Raw genomic sequence first — 18,832 nt, forward strand, 5'->3', positions numbered from 1 at the left:
TAGTGGCATTCAGAAGAGAGTGCATGTTACGCCAACGCCTGCTGACCCGACAGCCACCAATGGTGGCTGGGTCTAATGAGTCGATTATCGTCTCGGTACCGGTCTCGATTAAAAACGATATTGGGTAGAAATCCAGAACCGAGGGTCCTTCTGTTCGCTCTGCGAGACAGCATCACCGGTCGTTTGGATCGCCACCGCCGCATCGATGCTCCAACCGCCTTGAGCATAGCGTGCGCCAACCCCGCCGCCTGCTAAGACCTCGCTGGATTCATCGGCAAATCCTTGACGCGCTCCATGGTCATAAAACACATAGGGCGAAAGTTCAGACGTCGCTTGATAGCGGACTTCAAGCTGGGTAAGCCAGGCACGGCTACCGCTGGTCTCGCCCTGGGGGTATGCCCTTACACCACGGGCACCACCCAGGCTCATGGCTTCCGAGGAATCCAGCGGCGAATCCGACCATTGCAGATCACCGTTCAGCAGTAGAGAGAAGCCGTGACCAAGCCGCTGAAGGCGTGACAGGCTAAGATTGGCCTTGGTATACCCACCATCCACCTGTTCGTTCGCTTGGTTATTGACCTGACCGCTTTGCAGCCGGGCTTCGCCATACGTCACGCCGCCCAGGCCAAGCGAATCGCGATGATCGAACTGGAGTGCCAATGGCCAGCTATGACCATAGCGTTGCTGGTAACTAACACCTTCGAAGCGATCATTTAACTCTGTGTACTCACCTCCAACGGAGACTGTTAAGTTGGATGCTTGCTGGCGAATCAGTGGGTAGGTTAAGCGTAAATGGCTGGTATCCGCCGTACCGGTAAAGCCACTAAACGGGGCGCGTAGATCGTACTCTGTACGTGCATACGCCGCTTCGCCACGCCAGCCTTTATAGCCAATCGGCAGAGAGTATGCCACGCGGCCCAGCCATAAATCCTCCTCCGAGTAGAGCGCTGTTACGCTGAGTTCGTCACCTACTTTTACCAACCGGCTGGCTTGCACGCCTACCATTGCTCGTCCCTTGCCGGATGATCGGCTGCCATGGTTATCCACCCCGACATAGCCTCGTACGCGTTGCGTGGGTTCGACGTCAGCCACTAGATCCCCCGTGCCGCTTGCCTCGCCTGGGCGCATCACCGGGGTAACCACAATACCCGGCATATCACCCAGCAGCAGGGCGGTGCGTTCCAGTTTTTCTCCCTGAATAACGTCGCCTGGTCGTAGGCTTGACAGGTAGGGTGCCACACCGTCTATCAGTGAAGTTTCATCGCCTGTCACTGTCACCTCGCCGTAATTCCCTTCCATCAGACGAATGGTTAGCGTGCCCTGACTGATATCTTGTTTCGGCAGCAGCGCTTGGGCAAAAGGGTAACCATTATCGCGATAAAAACGACTGATGATATTGCTAATTGCTTGCAAGCCCGCCATATCATGGCTTTTTTCCATCAGATGCCTGACTTGTTCGAACAGAGTCGCATCATCGTAGACGGTATTGCCGTTAAAAGAGACATCGTTGATTAGAACTTCTCGACTTTCGCCACTGCTCTCTGTGAGAGGCGCCCCTTGAAAGTTGATCTCGACAGACGACTCACGAGGCTGATAGTCACGCTCTGGCAGGGTATCCTGAAGGAGTCGCCCTGCATCCGGCACTGTTTGTGCGTAACTCACGATGGAAAATGTACCCAAAAAGCATAAGGCCATCATTGTTTTCGCGGGTTTTCTAGTCAGCAAGTAGCGCATTAGTTATCCCCCTCAGCGTCATCATCCAGGTCGGTATTGATCCCCCCATCCATAATCGCAATACCGCCCGGCAGTGTCCCCGTGCTGCGGGTACTAGTGCTTGCAAAACTTAAAGGCGTTTCTTGTTCATTTGAGGATGCATCTCTAAGCGTCTGATTGATGACAGCACTCATATTTATGCCAGGAATAATCACTAATTCTCCGTTCAAAAAGTTGATGGCGTAATTAGGATCTTGGCCTTCATCAAAGCTACCTTGCTGAATAGCGTAGTTGCCGACGTTATCTCCAGTCTCACGGGTTAGATTCCCGGTAAGGCTATCGTCGCCGACCAGGTTGCCGTCGGTGACTTGCCAGGTGAGGGCTGGGTCAGCATCGCCGTAGATTTTCTGCTGGTCGTCGGCGGCGACGGTGATCGGCCGCGGGTCGATGCTCAACGTGCCATTCTCGGCGCTGACGACATAGTTACCATTGGCCAGATCCGCCGCGCTGATGGCGTAGTTGCCCACGTTGTTACCGGCCTCGCGGGTCACATCACCAGAAAGGCTATCGTCGCCCACCAGATTGCCGTCGGTGACTTGCCAGTTGAGGGCTGGGTCATCGTTGCCGTAGGTCTTCTGCTGATCGTCGGCGGTGACGGTGATCGGCCGCGGGTCGATGCTCAACGTGCCATTCTCGGCGCTGACGACATAGTTACCGTTGGCCAGGTCCGCCGCGCTGATGGCGTAATCACCGACATCGCTACCGGCCTCGCGAGTGACATCCCCGGCCAGGCTATCGTCGCCGATCAGGTTGCCATCAGTGACTTGCCAGGTGAGGGCCGGGTCAGCATCGCCGTAGATTTTCTGCTGGTCGTCAGCGGTGACGGTGATCGGCCGCGGGTCGATGCTCAACGTGCCATTCTCGGCGCTGACGACATAGTTACCGTTGGCCAGGTCCGCCGCGCTGATGGCGTAATCACCGACATCGCTACCGGCCTCGCGGGCGACATCGCCCATGAGGGTGTCGTCACCCACCAGGTTGCCGTCGGTGACCTGCCAGGTCAGCGTCTGGTCGGCATCACCGTAGGTTTTCTGTTGATCGTCAGCGGTGACGGTGATCGGGCGCGGGTCGATGCTCAACGTGCCATTCTCGGCGCTGACGACATAGTTGCCGTTGGCCAAGTCCGCTGGGCTGATGGCGTAGTCGCCCACGTTGTTACCGGCCTCGCGGGTCACATCACCAGAAAGGCTATCGTCGCCGACCAGGTTGCCGTCGGTGACTTGCCAAGTCAGTTCCGGGTCATCGTTGCCGTAGGTCTTCTGTTGATCGTCAGCGATGACGGTGATCGGCCGCGGGTCGATGGTTAACTGTCCATCGTTAAAGGTTAAAAGGTAGTTTTTCGCCGTACCATCAATGGCATGGATATAACTCCCCGCATCCGTACCACTGCCGCCGGTGGTCCTGACGTTGGTCAGTACCGATTCATCTTCACCATTCACCAATCCTTCGACAGTGAAGCCAGTGACGCTTTGCTCGGTGCCATCATAGGTGGTGGTGGCGCTGTTGGCGGTGACGGTGGCATTGGCCTTGTCGATGGTCAGCTCGCCCGGGTTGAAGGTCAGGGCGTAGTTGGTGTCTGTGCCGCTGGCCTCATGCTGATAACTCCCCGCATCCGTGCCGCTGCCACCGGTGGTGGTCACGTTATCAAGTACCGCCTCGGTCTCGCTGGCGACCAGCCCTTCGGCAGTGAACCCGGTGACATTTTGCTCGGTGCCATCATAGGTGGTGGTGGCGCTGCTGGCGGTGACGGTGGCATTGGCCTTGTCGATGGTCAGCTCGCCCGGGTTGAAGGTCAGGGCGTAGTTGGTATCCGTGCCGCTGGCCTCATGCTGATAACTCCCCGCATCCGTGCCGCTGCCACCGGTGGTGGTCACGTTATCGAGTACCGCCTCGGTCTCGCTGGCGACCAGCCCTTCGGCAGTGAACCCGGTGACATTTTGCTCGGTGCCGTCATAGGTGGTGGTGGCGCTGTTGGCGGTGACGGTTAGGGGGCGTTGTGTCACCGTTGCACTATCCGGCTGGGTAAAGGCCGTCACGGTATAATTGGCGGCATCCTCACCCGCCAGGCTCTTGGTATCAACGCCTTGGTCGTAGGTGCCTGTATTGATGTTATTGGAGGTGCTCAGGCTGACATCCACCACTTCAGCGTCGGCGGTGGTCTGATCATCGTTCAACACGCCTTCCAGTACCACATCGCCAGGCTCGAGCGCGTCGCCGTACATGGCTTTTGTCTCGGTAATCTCGGTGGCGGTCAGCGCCAGAGGGTCAACAGTGAGCGCGCCGGTTTGTTCCACATCGGTGACGATGGCATACCCCAGCGGGTTCGAGAAGCCATCGGCGTAATCAATGCGATGCTCTCCGGCTTCCTGATAGCCCGCATTGGAGAGTGTTTCATCCACCGACCATTGCGGCGTGCCGCTGAGAATGCTGTCGTCGTCACTGTTGACGTAGCCGCGAGTGCTCTTGAGATCGTAATCCGCCGGGACGCTGTCGCCGTAGGTGATGGTCTTGCCGTCGGCGCTCACCAGAATCTCGGGCTGTTCGCGGTAGACAAGGTGGCGGTCAGCGTCCAGCGCTGCGGTGAAATTGGTCTCGGCGGGGGTGCTGTTGTAGCGGAAATCACCGGTGTCAATTAACGCGGCGATCGCCTCGCTGCCTGCCAGGCTGCCCGTGTAAAGCAGCACGTGCCCACCGCTGCCGGTGGTGAGATCCCCCTGCTGATAGTCAATATCCCCACCACTGGGGCTGCCTGCGTTCTCACCTTCCCCGGCGCTGAGGCGTAGCGCCTGATTTGAGGCATCAGCGGTAGTGATATCTCCTGTCAGGGTCATATCCCCCGCCTGGGTAGCGATATCAATAGCATCACCAGCATTGACCGCTCCCAGTCGAAGTGCCTGTGCCGAACTGAGGGTTATTTCATTTAGGGCACTAATACTTAAGGCCGCGTTATGGTGACTTGCATCGCCCAGATCCACCGTCCCGATAGTGCCTATTCCAGCATCGAAGCTCTGAGTATCCCCCGTCGTCGCTAGGTTGACGTTGATGCCCGCCTCAAGGCGGCTCTTAATCGCCGCACTGTCTGCTTGACTGGAATCGTTTGGCTGGCTGGCTATGGCCATGTCGTTATCATGCTGTAGCCAGTACGCGGTGTTATCATTGCTGGCCAGGCCATTGAACAGAGAGCCGGTATTCCGGCCTAGCAAGCCATCGGCTATCTCGATTTCATTACCGGTGGCGTTGCTGGCCGTGACACTGCCGCTGGCCTGAATATCACGAAGCGTCCCCTTGTTATCCCCGGCAAAGCTGCCCATGCCCAGCGTATTAGAAGCATTAAAATCATCACCGACCGGACCTGACACATTCCCTACAGCAGAGGCCCGCTCTACAGGGCCTTGGTTAAAGCCAACAAAGCCGCCCACATAACCCCGTACGCCAGAAGAGCTGACATCACCCGATGATTGGGTGTTGCGGATCATGCCATCTATATGGTTACCAACAGCACCGCCGGTATAACGTCCGCCACTGACATTTCCTTCAGCCGCACTATCTTCTATCAGGGATCCTAGATTAAACCCCACCAGACCACCGTGAGCTTCAGAGTCGGGGTTGCCTGTCACCTGAATAGTCACATGACTATTGCTGATGGATGACATGTTTGACTGCCCCACCAAGCCACCGACCGAGGTGTAACCTGAGACCTCCGCCTGATCTCCGCTAATGGTGACATTATCGACCGTTGTCTTATCGATTAGGCCTGACAGTGCGCCAACATAATAGGAATTCCCATTTGTTTCGATTGATGGATTGTGGAGACTAAGATCACTGACGGAAGCATCGCGCATACCGCCAAATAGACCGAGGCCCCAGCGCCCACGCTCCATGGCCACATCAGAAACGGTGCGATTATTACCATCGAAGTTGCCCGTAAAACGCGCTTCGTTGATAAAAGCACCTCCAATCGGCTCCCAGCCTTTACCGTCATTCGCCGTGGCACTGGCAAGCTCGGTATAGCCTTGGGTGCTGGTATCCAGGTCATTGGCCAGTGCGTAGTAATACCCACCAGTCAGCACATCATCGTTGTAGTTGATGTTCTGCAGTTGTTGCCAGTCGGTGAGGGTGAAGGGCTGGTCTTCGGTGCCAAAGCCGTCGTCAAACAGCGGCGTTTGATCGGGGATATCCTCTTCACGGGTAACGTTGGTGAGATAGGGGCGAGAAAGGCCATAACCGGCGGCATCAGCGCCCGCTCCTAAAGACCATATGGTTTTATCCCAACCGGCATCGGTAAAGGTGGAAGGGTATTGCATCTGGGCAGAGGTAAGGCCGGTAGCACCATAGTTGCTGTCACCCGCCTCGCCAATACCAGAGGTATCGACATCCCAAAAGCTGTTGCTTATATCCGGTGTTAGGCTATATATAATTGATCCATCATAACCCACCAAGCCTCCAAATAAGTTATCCCCCTTAACGGCTCCAGACGAATAACTATCTCTAATTGAGCCTGCAACGTCGTTATTTCCAACCAGGCCTCCAACGTACCTAGTTCCTTCAACATCTCCTTGTGCATTGGTGTTCCGCAGATCACCAATATTATATCCTACAAGTCCACCAGAATTACTGCTTCCTTTTATTGATACTGTCGAATAACTATTTTCAACCAAGCCATTAAAATGAATACCAACCAGCCCTCCTACATCGCCGTCCCCCTTAATTTCTCCGGTGGAATATGCATTAGTGATATCAGAAAAAGCAATATAACCAATTAGACCACCAACACTAGCGAGACCATCAATATCAACATCAACGACCCCAACATTTTTAAAGGATGAATTGGAAGATCTACCAAACAGTCCGATATAACTCTTCGATTCCCGGCTAACAACTAGGTTAGAAACAGTATGGTTGGAACCGTCAAAAACACCGGTAAATTCTCTACCATTTTCGCCAATCGGCTCCCAGCCTTTTCCTTCATTCGCGGACGCACTGGCCAGCTCATTATAGCCGTCGGTGCTGGTATCCAAGTTATTGGCCAACGCGTAGTAATACCCACCAGTCAACACATCGTCGTTGTGGTTGATGTTCTGCAGCTGCTGCCAGTCGGTCAGGGTAAAGGGCTGATCTTCGGTGCCAAAGCCGTCATCAAACAGTGGGGGTTGATCGGGGATATCCTCATCGCGGGTGACATTGGTGAGGTAAGGGCGGGAAAGGCCGTAACCGGCAAATTCTGAACCGGCACCGAAGGACCAGATAGCTGCATCCCAACCGGCATCAGTAAAGGTGGAGGAGTCACGCATTTCGGAGGAGGAGAGACCTGTACCGCCAGCACTGCTGTTCTGCCCGGTTGTCTCGGTATCCCAGTAAGAGGCGCTGACCGTGGAACTGTCGTTTAACCCCACTAGCCCGCCGACATTATTGCTACTGCCCTCCACACTACCGGCGGCGTAGCTGTTGCTGACAGTAGAGGAAATGCGATTAAACCCCACCAGCCCGCCGACGTTGCTGTCGCCCTTCACACTACCGTCGGCGTAGCTGTTGCTGACCGTGGCGGAAGCCCGGTTAGCCCCCAACAGCCCGCCGACGTTACTGTCGCCCTTTACACTACCGGTAGCGTAGCTGCTGCTGATCGTGGAGAAGAAGTTTATCCCCACCAGTCCGCCGATGTTATCGTTACCTTCCACATTGCCGGTGGAATAGCTGTTGCTTACCGTGGAAGATAAATTGAAATTGGTCCCTATCAGCCCGCCGACGTCGTTTAAGCCCATTACGTCACCGTTGGCGTAGCTATTGCTGATCGTTGAAGAATTGTTATACCCCACCAGCCCACCGACTGAGCTATTGCCCGTCACGCTACCATCTTCCAGCCCGACGTTGCGGATGGTCGCGCCATCGGTATAGCCAAACTGGCCAACAACATCTTGACTGGGTCGATCGATGATAAGCTCGGTGAGTGTATTACCCTGCCCATCAAATGTTCCCGAAAAACGATGGGTATCATTACCAATTGGCTCCCAGCCTTTGCCATTATTCGCCGTGGCGCTGGCAAACTCGGTATAGCCCTCGGTACTGGTATCCAGGTTATTGGCCAACGCGTAATAATACCCACTGGTCAGTACATCGTCGTTGTGGTTGATGTTCTGCAGTTGCTGCCAGTCGGTCAGGGTAAAGGGCTGGTCTTCGGTGCCAAAGCCGTCGTCAAACAGCGTGATTTTATCCGGGATATCTTCTTCGCGGGTGACGTTGGTGAGATAAGGACGAAATACACCATAACCCGATGTATTTGTACCACCAATCGACCAGATAGAATCATCCCAACCGGCATCGATAAAGATGGACGCTTGCTTCATCTCGGCGGAGGTAAGGCCGGTGGCACCATTTGAAACATCACCTGCCGAGCCAATGCCAGAGGTATCAACATCCCAGAAATTATTTTCAATTTTGACTTCTGTACCATCAGCTACATCAATACTGCCCAGCAAACCACCAACAGCTGAATCCCCTGTCACCTGACCTGTGGCATAATTATTGTTTACTGTAGCATTGCCAGGTAACATGCTGCCCACGGTCCCTAGATGTCCTACCAAACCACCTATTTTAGATGTTCCGCTAACAGCGCCTGTGGCATAGCTGTTTTTAACATCAGAACTTTCATCCCATTCATTAGCTACCACCCCTATTAGACCACCCACATAATCGACGCCTTCTACCCTGCCAGTGGCATAACTTTTATAAACTTTTGCTCTGTTTTGAACTGCTCCTCCCAAGCCACCCACAAAATTCTTTCCACTAACATGCACACTGGCGCTGCTATTTTTCAAAACGGAAATTTCAATCGAGCCAACTACCCCACCAGTCACGTCCGACTCTCCTGTCACACGCCCCGTCACTTCACTGTTGTGAATAATTCCGTTATAGATACGTCCAACTAATCCACCTACTATGAATGAACCAGTTATGTCAACATCGGTTAAATTAATGTTCTGCGTATAACTATCTGCCCCCATGTATCCAAAAAAGCCAACGTTATCTTCACTAGAGCGGTTAATTGTCAGCGATGAGATATCGTGCCCCAATCCGTCAAAAATTCCCCTGAAAGTCCTTAACGGCTCCCAACCATCCCCGCCATTCCAAGTAGAAGTCTCATTGGCATCAATATCCGCCCCAAGGGCATAGTAGCCATCTAAACCGTCACGAATGGCCTGCAAGGTGCCGTCGGCATAGCCGGTTTCCTTCCCCAACTCCGTGATGACGGTAAATTCGCGCACAGCACCACCGGAACCTATTTGGGTGGAGAAGTTCTGGCCCGCTTGCAGATTGACGGGAGCGTTGGCCGTGAAAAGCGCCTCTTCGCCGCCAATCTCACCGTTGGTGCTGCCCTGCCCATATTCCAACGCCAGCTTGCCGCCATCGCCCTGGCTGGCGTCCATCTCCTGATTGATCTCGATATCCCGCTGGGCGTTAAGCGTCAGGGTATTGCCGCTGCTCCAGGTAACCTCATCGTTGACGAAAATATCGCCGTTGCCGTCTTCTCCGCCTTCAACACTTTCGATAGTGACGTTGTTATCGGTGAGATTATTGGAAAGGCTATTCCCGGTCATACCGCCACCGGAAGGCGCAACCGTATAGTCCTGGGAGTCAATCAGCCATTCGCCAGTCTCGCCGTCATCGGCGCGGGTGGTCACGGTGGCCTCATCCATAATGCTGACCTTGGCCGCACTGGCTTCCACAAAGCCGCCGTCACCGCCTTCCGGTGCCGAGGCATCCAGCGTGCCGGCTACCTGGGTTTCGCCGTGAGCCTCATCACCCATCAGCCAGATTTCACCCTGCTCGTTCTCGGCGACCGTACGTGCCTGCGTCACGCCGGTATGGTTGATCACGCTGGCGGCCAGGTCACCAGCCGCCTTGGCGGTGAGGTAAACCCGCCCGCCATCAGCACGAATGGCACCGCCTTGCTCGATGTAGGTATCTAAAAGCGCTTGTTCGACTTCAATCTTGATGGGGCCACCCATGTCGAGGGTGACGCGACTGCCTGCGCCCATCATCACATCGCCACGCGGGGCGCGGATGCTGCCTTCATTGATGATCTCGGCAGCAATGAGGGCGACATAGCCTTCTTCACCAGCGCGAATGTTGCCCTGGTTGATAATCGCGCTGCTGCTGGAGCCTTCGAAGGTAAAGTCGCCTGCCATGAAGTCTTCGGGGCTGATATCCAGCGTCGACGCGACGAGCCCGCCCACATCGACCTGGGCGGTATCACCAAACACAATACCGTTGGGGTTGACCAGAAACACCTGGCCGTTGGCGTCAATGGCGCCACGAATCTGCGAGAGTTGATCACCAGTGACGCGGTTAAGCGCAGCGGCGTCGCGGCCAGGCTGGTTAAATTCAACGCGATGGCCGTCCTCCACCGAGAAGTCATCCCAGTCCATGGCCATGCGGTCGGTGTCCTGGTTGATGCGCATGGTGTTGCCGGATTGTTCAATACTGCCGCTACCGGCACGTATGTCACCACCTGAGGGCAGCCCACTGGCAAACGCACTGAGCGGAAACACTAGCAGGCTGCCCGCCGCCAAGGCCGCCACCGTGCCTACAGTGGCGGTTCGCCGCGAGGTTTTGCCCTGGCGGTTAACGGTTTCCGGCGCGACCTGCCACTGCCCCCTGGCCGTATTCCAAACAGTGCGATAGATCCGGTTCATGGTATGCCCCCTGCGAAACTTGTGCTTTTTTACCAGCCTACGCATTGGGAAGGGGGGCATCTTCCACTCAGCGCTACACTCGCTGCGCTGATCAATCGCCACTCACGGAGTCGGTGGCGATCTCTCGCGCTTCTCCTGGAGGGAACCCGAAGCGCTTCTTGAAGGCGCGGTAAAACCAAGATAGGTGGTTGAATCCATTACGAAAAGCGACATCACTGACGGACCGCTTCGCCACCCTGTCGCTTGTCAGCGCATCAAAAGCGAGCTGTAGCCGCTGTTCCAGCAGATAGTCGGTAAATGAAGTGCCTTCGTTGCTGAATAGCGCCCGAATATAGCTGGGCGATACCGCATGCCGTAAGGCCAACTCCTGCAGGCTTAATGGGGTGCGTGCGAGAAGTTTAATATCGGCTTTTATCGCCTTCAGGCGAGCATCTCTCAAGCCGCCTCGATAGGATCGAATACCCGCTTCACGGGTAGCGCCCAGCGCAAGACAGGCGAGGTCCATCAGTTGGCTGCTGAGCTGTAGGGATGCACCATCATCCATGGCATCAGCGCGCTGGGTAAGCGCCAATGCGATACGGGTAAGATGCTGCAGAGGCTCTCCGGGTGGCAGCAAATTTTTTGGTAAATTTTCAATTCCATTAATAAAGGGAGATAACTGCGCGCGTGAAAATGCCACACTGAGAAAGTTGACCCGCTCACCATGGAAGTCAACGCTGCCTGATTGGTGGTTAAGTACAATGCGTGCACGGCCTGGCGTGCAGGCTAGCGTATCATGGGACTTCAGGTGGGAAAGCCATCCCCCCTGGCCACCAGGGTGGATCAAGAAAGTGATATCGTCGTTGCCATCGACAACTTGAGGTGATTCTCGTGCGGCGTGTAATGACGATGCCGTCACGTTGGCAATGGAAATGCCAGGCAGCAGTCTAATGCGTGTTTCTACATGAGGCGTTCGATTTTTTGGAGCATCGAGCTGCACTTGGGCTATCGCGCTGTAGATATCTTGCGCTGCCTCAAGACGCTCACTGGGAGCAAAGTTATCAGTTGAAAATGAAAAATGGGTCATAGCGGGCCAGCAAGTCAAAACATATTATAGCTTATACGTTCATGAATATAGGCCCCAAAAGCGTTGAATACAAGCCATGAACAAAAACCAAACTTATTTTATTAAAACCAGCAAACCATTCAACAGTTCCCCTAAAATAGATTAATCCATAAGCCAGCAATCTCTGAAAATAGTAAACACTTGATAGCGCTACACCAAACATTGAACCCTATGTAATTCAGCCACGATATAATGCCACAGTGCCAGCGGCGCACTCAGCAGTGAAAACCAGGTACCTGGTCGTTGTTATTCGCCTACTATCGGTATTTCTTACATTGTGGTGCCATGGCCATACCCGATGCTGCCTCAACGTGGCTCCACCACTGATAAGTGATGGGCCACGCGGGGCGTATCGATAAACCGCTCAGTGGGCGGATGCCCACTTTGACTGTTATCACGGCCACTCGCCCTGGCTATTCCACTGTTACTGACTTGGCCAGGTTACGCGGCTGGTCCACGTCGGTGCCCTTGAGCACGGCCACGTGGTAGCTGAGGAGCTGCAGCGGCAGCGTGTAGAGAATCGGCGCCAGCGCCTCATGCACATGGGGCAGGCGCAGCACATGAACGGTGTCTTCCTCGGCCATGCCCACCTGTTCGTCGGCGAACACGAACAACTCCCCACCACGCGCACGTACTTCCTGCAGGTTCGACTTCAGCTTGTCGAGCAACTCGTCGTTGGGGGCCACCGAGATCACCGGCATCTCGCTGTCGACCAGGGCCAGCGGGCCGTGCTTGAGCTCACCGGCCGGATAGGCTTCGGCGTGTATGTAGGAGATCTCCTTGAGCTTGAGCGCACCTTCCAGGGCGATGGGGAAATGCGCACCGCGACCAAGGAACAGCGCGTGGTGCTTTTCGGCGAAGGCGGTCGACATCGCCTCGATCTGCGGATCGAGCTCGAGCACACGGGTCACCAGCGCCGGCAAGCCACGCAGCGCGGCCACCAGTTCAGCCTGGGTAGCGGCATCCAGGCTCCTCAACCGGCCCAGTGCCAGGGTCAGCAGCATCAGCGCCGTGAGCTGGGTGGTGAAGGCCTTGGTAGACGCCACGCCGATCTCGGGCCCGGCCTGGGTCATCAGGGTCAGGTCGGACTCGCGTACCAGCGAGCTTCCCGGCACGTTGCAGATCGCCAGGCTGCCCAGATAGCCGCTTTCCCGGGAGAAGCGCAGCGCGGCCAGGGTATCGGCGGTTTCACCGGATTGGGAGAGCGTGACGAACAGCGTGCCTTCCGGCACCACGACCTTGCGGTAGCGGTATTCCGATGCCACTTCCACCTGCACCGGTACCCCGGCGTATTTCTCGAGCCAGTAGCGCGCCACCATGCCGGCGTGATAGCTGGTGCCGCAGGCAATGATATGAATCTGCTTGACCTGGCCGAACAGCGCCTCGGCCTCGGGGCCGAAGCTCTCGATCAGCACGTGCTTGTCACCCAGGCGACCTTCCAGGGCCGCGGCGATCACCGCCGGCTGCTCATGAATCTCCTTGAGCATGAAATGACGATACTCGCCCTTGCTGGCGGCGCCATCGCCATGCTCGAAGGTCTGCACCTCGCGCTCGACCGCCGCACCGCTGGCATCGAATACCTCGATGCGTCCCTTGGCGGAGAGACGCACCACGTCGCCCTCTTCCAGGTAGATGAAGCGGTCAGTGACCTGCAGCAGGGCCAACGGGTCGGAACCGAGGAAGGCTTCATCGATCCCCACCCCCACCACCAGCGGGCTACCCTTGCGGGCACCGATGATCACATCGGGTTCGGCGGCGCACACCACGCCCAGTGCATAAGCGCCATCCAGCCGCGCCAGAGAGTGACGCACGGCATCGAGCAGATCGCCTCCCTTGCGGTGTTCACGCTCGATCAGGTGCGCCACCACTTCGGTATCGGTTTCGGAGTCGAAGGCGTAGCCCGCGTCGCCCAGCTCCTCGCGCAGCGCTTCATGGTTCTCGATGATGCCGTTATGCACCACGGCAATCTGGCCACGAGACTGATGAGGATGGGCATTCACTTCACTGGGCCGTCCATGGGTCGCCCAGCGGGTGTGGGCGATGCCGCAGCGCCCTGGCAGCGAGGTCTCTACCAGGCGAGCCTCGAGTGCGGCCACCTTGCCCACCGAACGGCAACGCACCAGTTCACCCCGTGTCGACTGGATGACCATGCCCGCCGAGTCATAGCCGCGATACTCGAGGCGTTTGAGGCCTTCGAGCAGGATACCTTCGACATTGCGCTCGGCGACGGCGCCTACGATTCCACACATTGGGGTCTCTCCTCAGTCGTCCTGTGACTTGCCGGGGCGTGGCCAGTCGGCCTTGCTGATCTGGCGGCTACGCGACACCGCCAGCGCACTGTCCGGCACATCCTTGGTGATGGTGGAGCCGGCTCCCACGGTCGCGCCGCGCCCCACGCTCAGTGGTGCCACCAGCGCGCTGTTGGAGCCGATGAACACGTGGTCGTCGATCTCGGTGCGGTGCTTGTTGGCGCCATCATAATTGCAAGTGATGGTGCCGGCACCGATATTCACTTCACGTCCCAGACGTGCGTCGCCCACATAGCTCAAGTGATTGATCTTGCTGCCTTCGCCAACCTCGACATTCTTGGTCTCGACGAAGTTTCCTACCTTGGCGCCGACCGCCAGCCGCGTTCCCGGGCGCAGCCGCGCGAAAGGACCGATACGGTTGCGACCGGCCACCACGGCGCCATCGATGACGCTGTGCGAATCGATCACCGACTCGGCGCCGATGTGGCTGTCACGAATCACGCAGTAAGGGCCAATCCGCACGCCTTCACCCAGCTCCACGTGGCCCTCGAAGACGCAACCGACATCGATCTCCACGTCATGGCCACAGCTCAGCGTGCCACGGATATCGAGGCGGGCCGGATCCAGGAGTGCCACCCCCTCGGCCATCAGCCGTTCGGCCAGCGCCAGCTGGTGGGCACGCTCCAGGCGCGCCATCTGGGCGCGATTGTTGACGCCTTCCACTTCCAGCGCCTTGGCGGGCTGGGTGGTGACGATCTTCACGCCCTCGGCGGCGGCCATGGCGATCACATCGGTCAGGTAGTATTCACCCTGGGCATTTTCGGAAGACAGCCTTGGCAACCATCGCCTGAGCTGGCTTGCGGTCATCGCCATGATGCCAGTGTTGCACTCGCGCACCGCGAGTTCCGATTCAGACGCATCCTTCTGTTCGACGATGGCCACCGCCTCGCCCGCCTCATTGCGCAGAATACGACCATAGCCCGACGGATCGTCCAGGGTCACGGTGAGCAGCCCCATGCGGGTGTCATCGACACCCTCGAGCAGCGTCTCCAGGGTCTGGCGATGGATCAGCGGCACGTCGCCATACAGCACCAGCACCTTGCCCTCGCCCAGGCCCTCGAGCGCCTGGGCCACGGCGTGTCCTGTACCTTTCTGCTCGGCCTGCAGGGCGAAGCGCAACTGGCAGTCGGCCAGTGCCTCACGCACCCGCTCTGCGCCGTGGCCAACCACTACATGGGTACGCTCGGCGGCGAGACCACTGGCGGTGTCGATCACATGTCGAACCATCGGCTTGCCGGCCAACCGGTGTAGTACCTTGGGCAGGGCTGACCGCATCCGGGTACCTTGCCCGGCCGCCAGTATCACCACATCGAGCGTCATCGTGACTCCTGTTGCTTGTCTATCCATGCATCTATCGTCCATGCATCGTGAATGTTGGCCTCGTCGCCAGTCCCGCCCTCGCCTACATTCTAGGAGCTTATGTCTCTACGGGCTTAAGCTTCTAAGGGCTTAGAGACTCGGGCGGCTGCAGGCCGAGATCGTCGATCAGCGACTCATCGAACAGCTCGATGAACGCGGGGCTTACGATGCTGATCCATTCATCGTCATCCCTCACGATCATTACTACGTTCAGTGCGTGCTCCCTGGCCAGAGCCATGCCACGCTCTTCTCCCAACACCATCAACGCGGTGGCCCAGGCATCCGCCCAGGCATTGGACGAGTGCGCCACCGTCACCGACGCCAGTCGGTGAGTGATCGGACGCCCGGTGCGCGGGTCGAGAGTGTGCGAGAAGCGCTTTCCATCCTGCTCGAAATAATTGCGGTAATCCCCGGAGGTCGCCATCGATATTTCCGGCAGCGGCACGATATGACGAGCCTCCTGGCGGTCTTCTAGAGGGGCTTCGATGCCGATGCGCCAGGGTTCTCCTTCACCATCACGATAGCCCTTGGCGACCAGGTCGCCACCAAGATTGACCAGATAATGCTCGATACCCTGGCCGTCGAGATAGGCCGCGACACGGTCGGTACCATGCCCCTTGGCCACGCCGCCCAGGTCGACCAGCACATCACGCAGGCGACGGGCTTGAAGGTTCTCGTCATCGATTTCCACATGATCAAAACCGACCTCGGCCAGCCGCGCCTGCAAGGTCTCCTCGGCGGGCACTTCTTCCGGACGCGCCTCTGCGCCGAAACTCCACAGGTTCACCAGCGCCCCGACGGTGGGGTCGAAGGCGCCTCCGCTCTGCTCATGCACCGTACGGCTGATGGCCAACACTTCGATCAGTTCATCCGACAGCGGCTGCCACTCCTCGAGAGGGGACTGATTGAAGACCATCAGCTCGCTGTCGTCGCGGTAGATCGACATGGCGGCATCGACATCCTGCAACTCGGCGACGAAACCTTCCTCGAGCTGTTGTGCCTCACCCTGGGTCAGCGGGTCGGCGATGGTCACCTGATAGAAGCTACCGAAGATATCACCATTCAAGTGCACCGGAGAATCGAGGGGACGATCGCTCTCTGAGCACCCCGCGACCACCAGGCCAAGCAAGCCGAGCACTACCACACGCAGCGATGTAGGCGAACGCAAAGCGGACAAATTCATTGGATATCTCCACACAAGCAACAAGCTTACCAGTAAAGCCACAACAACCAGGCACCCAGCAGCAGGCGATACACCACGAACGGTTGCATGCCGATCCTCCTGATGAACGCCAGGAAGTAATGGATACACAGGTAAGCACTGACACCCGACAGCGCGGTGCCAACCAGCAGCGCCAACCAATCGACCTCACGGGCCTCCCGCACCAGCCCCACGGACTCGAGCCCACCGGCCAGCACAATGACCGGGATCGACAACAGAAACGAGAAGCGCGCGGCGGCCTCGCGATTCATCCCCAGCATCAAGGCCGCGGTGATGGTGATCCCCGAACGCGAGGTACCGGGGATAAGGGCCAGGGCCTGCGCGGCGCCGATCACCAGCACATCGCGCAGGCTCAGCTGATATTCAGAGCGCGTGCCACGATGCTTCCAGTCGGCATAGCCAAGCAGCACACCAAAGACAATCAAGCCGAAGGCGATGATCAGCGGTGAACGCATACCGGCCTCGATGAAATCCTTGAAGGCCAGGCCCACCACGCAGACCGGGATGGTGGCCAGGATCACCCACCAGGCCAGGCGCGCATCCTGATCCACTCCGCCACCGGCCAACGATGCACTGAAGCTGCGCGTCATCCTCCACAGTTCCTGGCGGAAATAGATCACCACCGCGGCAAGACTGCCCACGTGCAGCGCCACGTCGAAAGCCAGACCCTGGTCCTGGGCGTCGCTGAGCACCGGCAGCAGGATCAAGTGGGCGGAACTCGAGACCGGCAGGAATTCGGTCAATCCCTGAACGATGGCAAGCACGGCTACCTGTAGCCAATCCATGTGGAGATCCTGTCAAAATATGATGTCCCCCTGCTTCATGGTGAGCGGGGGTGGATAACGCGCAGAGCATACCTTTCTGGCGCGGCGATGTCCGCCACAGGCCTCCTGCTAAGGCCCTTTTTCGGCGTAGAACGTTTTTCGGACTAGAACGTTATAGTCCCGTTAACACGGCCGTGGCGATACTGAAGTAGATGAGTACGCCTGAGGCATCGATCAACGTGGTGACCAGCGGTGCCGACGCCGTGGCCGGGTCCCAGCCCAGCCGGTCCAGAAGAAACGGCAGGCACATGCCCAGCAGGCTTCCGAACAGCACGATGATCACCATGCTCATGGCCACCACCATGGCAACGGCCTCCCCGCCACGCATCACCCCGATGGGTGCCACGGCCAGCGCCATGGTCAGGCCAAGCGAGCCTGCCACCAGCAACTCACGCCCCAGTAGCTTCCCCCAGTCCTTGATCCCGACATCACCAGTGGCCATGCCACGTACCATCAGCGTGGCGGCCTGGGCGCCGGCATTGCCCCCACTGCCGATCAGCAGCGGCAGGAAGAACACCAGCGCCACCTGGGCGGCGATGGTCTCCTCGAAATAGGCAATACCCGCCCCGGAGAACAAGTTGGCGAACACCAGTAATACCAGCCAGGTGACTCGCTTGCGATACAGGCTCCACAACGGCACCCGGCTGACCCCGCCTTCCAGTTGCCCGATCGACATCCCCTTGTGGATATCTTCGGTGGCCTCCGACTCGGCGACGTCCATGGCATCGTCATGGGTGACGATGCCCACCAGCTTCTGCTCGGCATCGACCACCGGCAACGCCAGCAGGTCATAGCGGGCCACGACCCGGGCGACCTCCTCCTGGGGGGCGGTCACCACCATGCTGATCACGTCCTTGATCATCAGCGCATCGATCCGCGCTCCGGGGGGGGCCACCATCAACTGGCGCAATGACATGGTGCCAGCCAAGCGGCCCTCGTGGTCGATGATATAAAGCTGGTAAACGGTCTCGGCATCAGGCGCCGTCTGGCGAACCCGCATCATCGCCTGGGACACCGTAAGCCCCACCGGGATGGCCACGTAATCCGCCGTCATGATCGCGCCGGCGGTACCCTCCTCGTAGCTCGCCAGGCGCTTGAGATCCTCGCGTTCATGGCGAGCCATGCGTCGCAGCAGCAGTTGACGACGATCCTCACCGAGCAGGTTGAACAGGTCCGCACGCTCGTCCGAGCCCATCTCCTCAAGTACCGAAAGCAATCCGCTGTCAGACATCGACTCGGCAATATCCAGCTGTTCTTCGTCAGGAAGATAGGTCAGGACATTGGCACGACGCTCCAGCGGCAAGCAGTGGAGAAGCTCGAGGGCGACCGGCAGGTCATCCTCCTCGTCGAGAATATCCTCGATGATCTCGGCGATATCGGCGGAGCGTAGTTCCGGCAGCAGTGTATCCAGGCGTTCGCGCTGCCCGGCATCGAGTGCGGCCAGCAGTGCCTGCTGCTGTTGCTTGAGCGATTCCTTCAACGACATGGCATCCTCCTGACGCCGTGGACTAGGCGCCGGCTACGACTCTCCTGCAACAAAAAAACGCCCC

General features: G+C 57.7%; 8 protein-coding genes. All 8 read right to left on the reverse strand.

Annotated elements, in window-relative coordinates:
- Nucleotides 1–108: 108 nt before the first annotated feature.
- A complete protein-coding gene (locus tag C6V82_RS08695) occupies nucleotides 109–1,734 on the reverse strand; it encodes a ShlB/FhaC/HecB family hemolysin secretion/activation protein (RefSeq protein WP_102587850.1) in 1,626 nt (541 codons plus the stop codon).
- A complete protein-coding gene (locus C6V82_RS08700) occupies nucleotides 1,734–10,463 on the reverse strand; it encodes an MBG domain-containing protein (protein ID WP_181247809.1) in 8,730 nt (2,909 codons plus the stop codon). The genes C6V82_RS08695 and C6V82_RS08700 overlap by 1 nt, the downstream gene beginning before the upstream one ends.
- Before the next feature lie 91 nt (nucleotides 10,464–10,554).
- Nucleotides 10,555–11,529: an AraC family transcriptional regulator gene (locus C6V82_RS08705; RefSeq protein WP_102587574.1), complete on the reverse strand. Its 975-nt coding sequence runs from the start codon at nucleotides 11,527–11,529 to the stop codon at nucleotides 10,555–10,557.
- 452 nt (nucleotides 11,530–11,981) lie between these two features.
- The gene (gene glmS, locus C6V82_RS08710; protein WP_102587575.1) at nucleotides 11,982–13,817 is read right to left on the reverse strand and encodes a glutamine--fructose-6-phosphate transaminase (isomerizing); all 1,836 of its coding nucleotides are present in this window, start codon (nucleotides 13,815–13,817) and stop codon (nucleotides 11,982–11,984) included.
- A 12-nt stretch (nucleotides 13,818–13,829) separates the two neighbouring features.
- Nucleotides 13,830–15,197 carry a bifunctional UDP-N-acetylglucosamine diphosphorylase/glucosamine-1-phosphate N-acetyltransferase GlmU gene (glmU, locus tag C6V82_RS08715; RefSeq protein WP_102587576.1) on the reverse strand — a complete coding sequence of 456 codons (1,368 nt, stop codon included), beginning with the start codon at nucleotides 15,195–15,197 and terminating at the stop codon, nucleotides 13,830–13,832.
- Nucleotides 15,198–15,318: 121 nt separating this feature from the next.
- Nucleotides 15,319–16,419 (reverse strand): FAD:protein FMN transferase, encoded by a 1,101-nt coding sequence (locus tag C6V82_RS08720; protein ID WP_102587577.1) that lies wholly within the window; start codon nucleotides 16,417–16,419, stop codon nucleotides 15,319–15,321.
- A gap of 26 nt (nucleotides 16,420–16,445) precedes the next feature.
- Complete coding sequence (locus C6V82_RS08725; RefSeq protein WP_102587578.1) at nucleotides 16,446–17,243, reverse strand: undecaprenyl-diphosphate phosphatase; 798 nt, start codon at nucleotides 17,241–17,243, stop codon at nucleotides 16,446–16,448.
- A 151-nt stretch (nucleotides 17,244–17,394) separates the two neighbouring features.
- On the reverse strand, nucleotides 17,395–18,768 hold the full coding sequence (mgtE, locus tag C6V82_RS08730) for a magnesium transporter (RefSeq protein ID WP_102587579.1): 1,374 nt from the start codon (nucleotides 18,766–18,768) through the stop codon (nucleotides 17,395–17,397).
- Between the last annotated feature and the right edge of the window lie 64 nt (nucleotides 18,769–18,832).

Origin of the sequence: Halomonas urumqiensis (assembly GCF_003028575.1) — a bacterium.
Lineage (GTDB): Bacteria > Pseudomonadota > Gammaproteobacteria > Pseudomonadales > Halomonadaceae > Halomonas > Halomonas urumqiensis.